The organism is Methylobacterium sp. P3_A11 (genome assembly GCF_056403155.1).
This window is the reverse complement of record NZ_JBFUGA010000021.1, coordinates 62603-71659: the sequence shown is the minus strand read 5'-3', so window position 1 is coordinate 71659 and position 9057 is coordinate 62603. Positions and strand designations below refer to the sequence as shown.

The window sequence follows — 9057 nt, the reverse complement described above, 5'->3', positions numbered from 1 at the left end:
GAGGACGCCCCGGTCTACGCCACGCGGCGGACCGTGACCTACGAGCGCGTCCCCGTCGGCTACGGCCCCGCCCGCCGCTGGGGCCGCGACTGGGACGGGGATTACGGTTATCGCGGCTGGTGAGCGGCGGCGCGCCGCATGGGTGCCCAGCCGCCTGCGTGACTTGAAGGCGGTTGCAGGACCGGGCTGAATCCGGAACCCCGCACCTGAGACGACGATTCCATGCTGGTCCAAGAAGGAGAGACGCGCACCCCCGAGGCCGACCGGGCTCTGGCCCTGTCCCTCGCCGCCGTGGCGGGCGCATTGAACACCGCGGGCTTCTACGCGGTCGGCCTCTACGCATCGAACATGACCGGGAACGTCTCGACGATCTCCGACCGGACGGGCACCGGCGATCTCGTTCTGGCTGTGCAGGCCGGGCTTCTCGTCATCCTGTTCGTGCTCGGCGCCGCGACCGCGACGCTCCTGATCCGCCGGCGTCGGCGCGCCGCCGGTCCCGACGCCTACGCGTACAGTGTCTGCGTGGAGGCGATCCTCCTCGTCGCCGTTGGCGTGCTGGTGCTCGCGCTCCAGGAGCCGGCGCGCAGCCATGTTCTGGTCATGGGCCTGAGCTTCATCCTGGGCCTGCAGAACGCCGCCGTGACGAAGATCTCCGAGGCGCGGGTGCGGACCACGCACGTGACCGGCATGATTACCGATATCGGCATCGAACTCGCCCGCTGGTTGGATCGCGGACCGCCCGGACCCGGGCCGCTCAAGCCCCACGATCCGATGCGGCTGCGGCTCCACCTGCTGACCGTCGGCGCCTTCCTGGCGGGCGGCGTGGTGGGCGTCATGGCCTACCGGCTGACCGGCGTGGCGCTGCTGTTCGCCGCGGCCGCGATCCTCGCCGGCCTGGCGGTCCCCGCCCTCAGGCGCTGACGTCCAGGAGTTGTCCCATCATGCGGTCGGCGGTCCGCGCCACCGCGGCGTTCAGCGCGAAGGCCGATTTCGATCCGATCAGGTCGGCGGCGGCCCCCGACAGGTCCACCTGGGCGGCGGGCGGCAGGGCGGTGTCGCCGAGCGGGGCTCCGCTCGCCGCGATGGTCTGCGCGGCCGTCCCGAGCCGGTCGGTGGCCCGGGTCATGCCGGTCGTAGCGGTCCGAAGGGCGTCGATCATGCCGGAATCTCCCCGGGACGATCCTGGCAGGAAGGCGACAAGAACCGGTTGCGGCGATCGCTCGAATGCGCGGGATCCCGGGCGAAAAGCGTTTCCCGCATCTCACCCCTTTGGGGCGCACACGGTGATCGCCGAGGCCCCGCCATAGGGACGATCCGCATGGGCGATCATCTGCGCCGCGACCTCGCAGGCCGGCTTGCTGTTGAACTCGACGGATCCGACAGCGGAGCCCGAGCCGGCGAGCATGATGATGAGCACGTAGACCACGCCAGTCTCCTCCGACGCCCTGCCCCGACGGCGGCGCATGAGAGCATTTCTACCGGGCGCGATGCGGATTGCGTGGACGAACGTAGCGGCTTTCCGTGCCTGGGAAAGCGGGTCGGGGTGAAAGCCGAGACCGGACGGCCCTCTTCACGCCGCGGAGGCGGGATCCGCTCGCCTCGGAACGCTCCCCACCCTCGACTTGCCTCTCCCTCACCGTCCCGGTGCGTGCGGCTCGCCCGGCAGGTCCGCCGCGTCGACGGATAGCGTTGAGGCGTCCCGGGGCTTGTCGGTGAAGCGCACCGCGCAGCCCGGATGGGCTGCGACCAGCCGCGCACCGCACTCCCGACCGAGAACCATGCAAGCGGTCGACAGGCCGTCGGCGAGGAGTCCCGTCGGCGCGGTGACGGTCACGGACGCAAGGCCAACGGGGGAATGCCCGGTCGCGGGATCGAAGATGTGGTGATCGGCCCGATCCTCCGAGAAGCTCATGTTGTAGTCGCCCGACGTTGCGGCAAAGCCCGTGAAGGGGGCGATCACGGCGGCGAGGGAGCCGGGGTCGCGCGGATCGGCCAGGCCGAGGCGCCAGGGGGTTCCATCGGGATGGGCGCCGCGGGCACCGAACTCGCCGGTATCCACGAAGGCGTCCGCGATGCCGCGCTTCCGGAGCGCGCCCATCACCTGATCGGCGGCGTAGCCCTGGATCAGGGCGTTCAGGGTCAGGGTTGTCCCGGGCTGCAGGGCGATGCGGTCGGGTCCGACCTGCACGCGCCGCCAGCCGATCCGCGCCAGGGCGGCAGCGAGGGCGCCCGCGTCAGGCCGTGCGCCCCGGGCGGCCGCGCCGGACCAGACGGGCCAGAGCGGCTGGACGGTCGGGTCGAAGGCGCCGTCGGTCCCGGCCGCGAGGGCGAGGGCGAAACGCAGCAGCGTGACGAGGTGCGGGTCGGGCGCGTCCAGGACGCCGGCGCGGTTGAGTTCGGAGAGGGCGCTGTCGGCCCGGAACAGGCTGGCGGCGGCCTCCACCGCGCGCATGGCCGCGAAGCCGTCGCCCAGGGCGGCCTCGACGACGGATGTGTCCGGCCCCGCGGCGGTGAGGGCGACCGTGGTGCCGAAGGCGAGGCCGGCGCGCGTGCGCAGGCGCAGGCCCCGCGCCTCCGCAGATCTGCGGAATGCCGAAATTCCGGCGAGCCCGGCGGCGCCGGCCAGGCCGGCGGCCCCGACGAGGACGCGGCGGCGCGCGGGGCCGAAGCGGTTCGGCGCCCTCATCCGACGGTCGCCGGGCGGTTTGCGGCGCGCCGCCTGCGCTTGCGCGCCACCACCTGCGGCACGCATTGCGCGGGATCGTGGATGATCGTCACGCACTCCATGCACTGGAAACACTCGGCGTAGTCGATCCGGCCGGAGGGTGCGATGGCATCGTAGCGGCAGCGGACCCTGCAGAGCTGGCAGGGCGAGCCGCACTCGGAGCGACGGGGAATCCAGTCGAGGATCCGCAGGCGCCCGAGCACGGCCAAGCTCGCCCCGAGGGGGCAGAGATAGCGGCAGAACCCCTTGTAGACGAAGAGATTCAGCACGAGGAGGCCGAGCGCGTAGACGACGAACGGCCACGCGCGGACGAAATACAGCGTGATGGCGGTCTTGAACGGCTCGATCTCGGATACGGTATCGGCGAGCGGCGACCCGACGGCGGCGGCCCCGAGGATCCCGGCGAGGGCGATGTACTTCCCCTGCCGGAGCGCCCGATCCAGCGCGGCCGGGACCGTGATCTGCCGGATCCGGAGGGGCCGCGCCAGGACCGCGACGAATTCCTGCAGGGCGCCGAAGGGGCAGAGCCAGCCGCAGAAGGTCCCGCGTCCCCAGACCAGGAGGGCCGCGAGGGCGAAGGCCCAGAGCACCAGCGAGGGCGGGTCGTAGAGCAGGAAGGCGAGGTCGTGGGTCACGCAGGCGGCGCGCACGAGGCCCACGAGGGTCACGATCGACAGCTGCGCCTGTGCGGACCAGCCGAGGAACCCGAGGGTAAGGGCCAGGAAGCCGTAGCGGAACGCCGCGAAGCCGCGGGCCTGGGCCACCAGCCCGCGCTGGCGCGCCAGGACCGGGACCAGCACCGCGAGCATCAGCCCGATCAGCCCGAGTTCGCCGGCCCGCGCCCGCCACGGATCCGTCCAGCTCGGTCCGTCATCCGGATGGCTCAGGGTGAACAGGTCGGCGGGCAATGCGGATTCCACCGGGAAGGTCCGGGCGATCTTCTCCGACAGGATCTGCCCGCGCTCACGGACGATCGTCTCGGTCAGCACCCAGGGGGCGGAGGGATCGAAGCCGGCCGCCTCGTCGATCCGCAGGATGGTCCAGGACCCGGGGGGCAGGCCCTCGGCCGAGCCGGCGTCGCGGCGCTCCACCGCCATGTCGCGGGCGTTGACGATCAGGCCGCCCTGGCTGAGGGCCAGCCGGTCGGGCACGGCGCCCAGGACGAAGCGGTCGCCGATCGGATTCTCCGGTGCCTCCGGCGGCCCGGCGCTCAGCACCATCACGGCGTGATTGCCGGTGCCGCGTTCGGCCATCAGCGCCTCGTACCGCGCCTGCCCGAGCAGGTTGCGGCCGATCGACGGCACGTCGAGGCAGGCGACGTACAGGTCGGTCAGGACCGCTTCGGGCGGCCCGTCGGCCGGGTCTTCGACGCCGGTCCCCTTGAAGGCCGCGGCGGCGGCAGCGTTCGTCACCGTCAGCCGCTTCACCCAGCCCCGGGCGAGGAGCTCGGCCAGGGGCAGGGGTTCGTAGAGACCGGGCTTGGCCTCGACCCGGAGGCCGAGATTGGCGGCCCCGAAGCCGAGCTTGCGACGCGCCACCGTGAGGGCCGAGGTCAGGATCGATTGGTTGATCACCCGGGTCGAGGCGGTGGCCATCGCGATGCCGTCGACCGTGGTCTGCGGCGCCGCACCGGCGGCGCGGGCGTTCGGCCGGCCGACCCGGACTGCCTGCCGCGCCGACAGCCCGGCATATTGCTCCACGAAGGCGAAGAGCGGTTCGGAGCCGAGACCCTCCAGGAAGACCGGCTCGTGGTGGGACACGACCTTCACGTCCCGGAAGGTGCCGTCGGGCGCCAGCGCGATCAGCAGGTCGGGGGGGGTGCCGCCGAAGCCGGGGATGGGGGCGAGATCGACGGATTCGAAGGCGTAGGCGAACACCTCGTAGGCGCCGGCCTGCTGCTTGAGGATCGGCCAGACCGGAACCGCGTCGTCCTTCTCGCCGACGATGAGCGGCGGCGGGAAGTAGGTTTCGAGGGCGGCGCGGTCGAGCTGGCCGCCGACGGCGGGCCACGTCGCCAGAAGGCCCAGGAGGATGAGCGCCGCGCGCAGAAAGGCATCCAAAGCCGCGCTGCGCCTCTCGGGCGCCGAGCGGGATGCGGCCGGCCTCGGGGACTGCCTGACCGGCACACGCGGCGCGGCCGCCGTCTCCCGCGGAATGGCCAGGAGGGGGCGCGTCGCGCTCTGCCGCCAGTGCCCGTCTCCGACCCGGATGTGTGACCATCGTAACCCGTGCGGGACAGGGAGGACCCGCGCCCGGGTCCACACCGCCGTCGCCACGCCGGATGCGTCGTTCTGGAGGCCTCCGCGGAGGCCGGCGGGTGTTGCGGTCCGCGACCGGTCGAGCCTCACGGCGCCGCACCGGCGGCGCGTCCGTCCGGTGTCTTGGCCGCCGTCATGGGGCGGGCCGCCGCGCCCCAGGGGAAGCGGCCGACCTTCACGGTCTTGATAGGCCTGAACGTCGCGGCGTCGATCACCGTCACGTCGCCCGAGACACCGTTGGTGGTGTAGAGCCGGGTCCCCGCCGCGTTCAGTGCGAGCTGCCAGACCCGGCGGCCGACCAGGATGTAGCTCTCGACCGCGTGGGTCACGGTATCCACCACCGCCACCCGGTCGGACGGGCCGAGCGCCACGAAGGCGTGGCGCCCGTCCTTCGCGAACTGGATGCCCACCGGCTGGATCCGGTCGGCCGCGACCCCCTTCACGGCGAAGGCGATCGTGCCGGTCACCCTGCGGGTCGCGACGTCGATCACCGAGACGGTCCCGCCGATCTCCGAGGAGGCCCAGAGCCTGGACCCGTCCGCCGAGAAGGCCGCGAAGCGCGGCCTCTGCCCGACCGGCGTGGCGTCCACCGCCTCCAGGCTGCGCGTATCGATCCAGTGGACCATGTTGGTGGTCTCGGAGGTCGTCACGGCGGTGCGGCCGTCCGGGCTCACGGCGACGCCTTCGGGTTCGATCCCGACATCGATCTGCGCCAGGACCTTGCGCGTCTGGGCGTCGACCACGGTGGTGGTGGCGTTCTCCTCGTTGGCGATAAAGAGCGTGCGCCCGTCCGGCGCCAGGGCGAACTGCTCCGGATCCTCCCCCGAGGGCAGGTTGTGCCGGACCTCACCGGTATCCGGATCGATCACCTGCACGGCGTCGGAATCGCTAGCGCAGACGTAGAGGGACCGTCCGTCCTTCGAGAAGGTCAGCCCCCTTGGCCGCCGGCCGACGGGGAAGGTACGCAACACCTCCAGGCTGTCGCCGTCGATCACCGAGACGGTGTTGTCGCGCTCGTTCGAGACGAAGATCTCCTCGGCCCGCGCCGGCGCGGCGAGGCAGAGCACTAGGGCGAGGGCGGCGAGGCGGCTCATCCCGACATCCCCGGAAAGGCGCGGCAGGCACTCTCGGGCGCGTCGAGGCCGAGGGTGTCGAGTTCCGTCCGGTGGTGCAAGTAGCCTTCGATCGGCGCCGTCGCGGTCACGGCGCCGGGCCAGAGCAGGAAGACCGGCTGGCGCAGCTGCCCGTCCCAGGTGCGGAAGCTCAGGGGCCTCCCCTTGAACCCGCCGACCTCGAAACCGGGTGCCGTCAGGGCGGCGCGGACCGCACCGGCATCGGTGCTGCGCACCTTCACGGCCGCCTCGCCGACCGCGTGAACCGCCATCCAGCCGGCCCAGTCGACGGGCCGCATGGGCCGCCCGGCCAGCTTCCGGAACCGGCCCTGGAGCTGGACGGCCGCCCAGGCCTCGACCGATCGTCCCCAGGCCGCCGGCGACAGGCCCTGGGTCCCGACTACCGGCCGGGGCGAGGCGGTGTTGTAGTTCAGGCTCGCGCCGAACGCGCCCGCTTCATCGGCCACCGCCACGACGTCGTGCTCCGGCCCGCGGGTCGGCAGGGCGAATTCCCGCAGGGCGGTGTCGCGGACGTCGCCGCCCTGGGGATCGTAGCGCGACTCGGCGACGATCCGCGCCCCGAACTTCTTGGCGCTGCGCTTCAGCGCCTCGGCGTAGAGCGCGTCCCCCGGCGCCGGCCCGGTCAGCAGCAGGATCCGGGACCAGCGCTTGAACGCCAGGAACTGGACCAGCGCGTCGGCCAGCATGGCGCGGGAGGGCAGGACGTGGAGCAGGTTCTTCCGGCAGTCGGCGTCGCGCAGCCGCGTGTCCGGAGCGCCGATATTGAGGAGCACGCTGTCGTGCGCCTCCGGCAGATCGACGACGGCGAGCACGTCCGCGGCCGGGGCGTTGAGCACTACGATGCGGGGATCGGCGAGACCCCGGAACGCCTGGCGGATGTCGTCGCCCGGCTCGACGACCTTCGCGTCCAGGTCGAAGCGCAGCCCGAGGAACCGGCCGGTGGCGTTCGAATCCCTCAGACCGAGTTCGGCGCCCTTCGCGCCCTCGTCGTCGGGGATCGCATCCTCGTTGTTCAGGGGGACCGGGCGCTCGATCCGCCGCTCCAGGTAATGGATCCGCAGGGGCGATCCCGGCTCCGGGGTCGCGGCGGCGGCCGTCGGCATCGGCCCAAGACCGAAAAGGGCTTCGGCGAGCAGGAGGGCGGCCACGGGCCGTCCGCAGATCCAGGCCCGCTGCGCGCCGGGGGACATCATCCTCGCCCGCTTCCTCCGTCCCCGAGGACGTTATCGTTGTGCTCGACTCTAAAGGCGGACAACGGCCCGCCGATATTGGACCAAGGTGCACCAGCCAATCCTGATGCAGTGCAGCATCAGTCGTATATCTGCGGGATCAGACGAGACCGTACCAAAGCATAATGGGTCGGGCACCCGGTACTTGCTAAGCGTCGTCCAACAACGATGGGAGGCGGCGGATGCGCTTGATCAACACGGCGGCGGGCGGTGCGCTAGCGGCGCTGGGGCTGGCCCTGGCCGCCGGCAGCGCCTTCGGCCACGGCGACGTCCAGCCGCAGCCGGTGAAGACCGACGGCCTCAAGCCGCTGGGCGCCGAGTGGGTCACCGAGAATCCCTACAAGGGCGACGCGTACGCCATCTCGATCGGCGCCTCGGGCTTCAACCAGAATTGTGCCCGGTGCCACGGCCTGGAGATGATCTCCGGCGGCCTCGCCCCGGACCTGCGCTACCTGCCGCAGGGCAAGGAGGGTGACGAATACTTCGTCGAGCGCATGAAGCACGGCGCCGTGATCAACGGCGTGACCAAGATGCCGGCCTTCGACGGGGTGATCTCGCAGGAAGGTTTGTGGGCGATCCGCAGCTACATCGAGTCGAAGCATGAAGAATAGCGCGCGGCTCCTCGTCGCCTGCGGGCTCCTTCTGGCCCTCCGGTTCCAGCCGGAGCTGGCCGCCGCGCGCCCGCTCGATCAGGTCGTCGCCGACGGGACGCTGCGGGTGGCGGTCTACGGCGACAACGCGCCGTTCTCCGACACGGTCAACGGCAAGGCCCGGGGCATCGACGCGGATCTCGCGCAGGCCATCGCCGACGCGCTCAAGGTGAAGCTCGACCTGCGCGTGGTCGATGCCGGCGAGAACGTCGACGGCGACCTGCGCCTGAACCTGTGGAAGGGCGATCTCGCCGGCACGCCCCTCGCCGACCTGATGCTGCACGTCCCCACCGACCGGCAGCTCGCCCTGCGCAACGATCAGGTTGTCTTCACCGCACCGTATTTCGAGCAGGAGATCGCCTTCGCGTACCGGAAGGACGCGCTGGAGGGCTTGGACCGGCTCGACGACATCGGCGACAAGAGCGTCGCCCTGGAGGGCACGAGCGCCGCCGACCTGATGCTGCTCACCGCGCAGGGCGGCCGGTTCCGCCCGAACCTGAAGCACTACAAGAGCTTCGAGGAGGCCGCGCAGGCCTATCGCGCCGGCGAGGCCCCGATCCTGGCCGGCACCCGGGCTGCGATCGAGGCGGCCCTGGCCGCCGCCAAGGCGCCGAAGGACGACAACCCGATCGTGACGGTCCCCTCGACGGGGCTGGTCAAGACGCGCTGGGAGATCGGCGGCGCGGTGCGCACCGATTCCCGCGACCTCGCCTACGCGGTCGGGGACGCGATCACGGCGCTGAACGCGGACGGCCGCCTCAAGGCGCTCTGCGAGACCTACGGCGTCACCTACACGCCGCCGAAGGGATACTGAACGCAACCGTCTTTGCGAGCGAAGCGAAGTAATCCAGACAGCGCCGCATCTTGGTAGGATGGGGTGCCCTGGGTCGCTTCGCTGCGCTCGCCATGACGGCGTTGCCGAACATCAGATTTCCCGCCCACGGCAACCTGCAGCGCGGTGCAATTTCGAGCCACAACCATGATGAATACATGGTTTCCAGCGCCATGCCGCGCCGAGTCATTCGACCAATGGCCAATAAGACTTTCCTGAGAACCTCGATA

General features: G+C 71.4%; 9 protein-coding genes. 3 read left to right on the top strand and 6 right to left on the bottom strand.

Annotated elements, in window-relative coordinates; translation table 11 throughout:
• The first annotated feature begins 222 nt into the window (after window positions 1–222).
• Window positions 223–921 (top strand): YoaK family protein, encoded by a 699-nt coding sequence (locus AC1DXK_RS09650; protein ID WP_457103959.1) that lies wholly within the window; start codon window positions 223–225, stop codon window positions 919–921.
• Here AC1DXK_RS09650 and AC1DXK_RS09645 read toward each other — a convergent pair.
• The 6 genes from AC1DXK_RS09645 to AC1DXK_RS09620 all read right to left on the bottom strand — a co-directional run bounded on the left by AC1DXK_RS09645 (window position 911) and on the right by AC1DXK_RS09620 (window position 7309).
• Window positions 911–1159 carry a flagellar protein gene (locus AC1DXK_RS09645; protein WP_457103958.1) on the bottom strand — a complete coding sequence of 83 codons (249 nt, stop codon included), beginning with the start codon at window positions 1157–1159 and terminating at the stop codon, window positions 911–913. The genes AC1DXK_RS09650 and AC1DXK_RS09645 overlap by 11 nt on opposite strands.
• A 102-nt stretch (window positions 1160–1261) precedes the next feature.
• The gene (locus tag AC1DXK_RS09640) at window positions 1262–1426 is read right to left on the bottom strand and encodes a hypothetical protein (protein WP_457103957.1); all 165 of its coding nucleotides are present in this window, start codon (window positions 1424–1426) and stop codon (window positions 1262–1264) included.
• A 207-nt stretch (window positions 1427–1633) separates the two neighbouring features.
• Window positions 1634–2686, bottom strand: a complete 1053-nt coding sequence (locus AC1DXK_RS09635; protein ID WP_457103956.1) for an FAD:protein FMN transferase — start codon at window positions 2684–2686, stop codon at window positions 1634–1636.
• Window positions 2683–4785, bottom strand: coding sequence for a 4Fe-4S binding protein (locus AC1DXK_RS09630; protein ID WP_457103955.1), 2103 nt, complete (start codon window positions 4783–4785; stop codon window positions 2683–2685). Before AC1DXK_RS09630 ends, AC1DXK_RS09635 begins: the two co-directional genes overlap by 4 nt.
• A 284-nt stretch (window positions 4786–5069) precedes the next feature.
• On the bottom strand, window positions 5070–6077 hold the full coding sequence (locus tag AC1DXK_RS09625) for a PQQ-dependent catabolism-associated beta-propeller protein (RefSeq protein WP_457103954.1): 1008 nt from the start codon (window positions 6075–6077) through the stop codon (window positions 5070–5072).
• Window positions 6074–7309 carry an ABC transporter substrate-binding protein gene (locus tag AC1DXK_RS09620; protein ID WP_477297616.1) on the bottom strand — a complete coding sequence of 412 codons (1236 nt, stop codon included), beginning with the start codon at window positions 7307–7309 and terminating at the stop codon, window positions 6074–6076. Before AC1DXK_RS09620 ends, AC1DXK_RS09625 begins: the two co-directional genes overlap by 4 nt.
• Window positions 7310–7527: 218 nt before the next feature.
• Here AC1DXK_RS09620 and pedF point away from each other — a divergent pair, with 218 nt between their 5' ends.
• Window positions 7528–7956: a cytochrome c-550 PedF gene (gene pedF, locus AC1DXK_RS09615; RefSeq protein WP_457103952.1), complete on the top strand. Its 429-nt coding sequence runs from the start codon at window positions 7528–7530 to the stop codon at window positions 7954–7956.
• Window positions 7946–8809: a substrate-binding periplasmic protein gene (locus tag AC1DXK_RS09610; RefSeq protein ID WP_457103951.1), complete on the top strand. Its 864-nt coding sequence runs from the start codon at window positions 7946–7948 to the stop codon at window positions 8807–8809. Before pedF ends, AC1DXK_RS09610 begins: the two co-directional genes overlap by 11 nt.
• The last annotated feature ends 248 nt before the right edge of the window (window positions 8810–9057 follow it).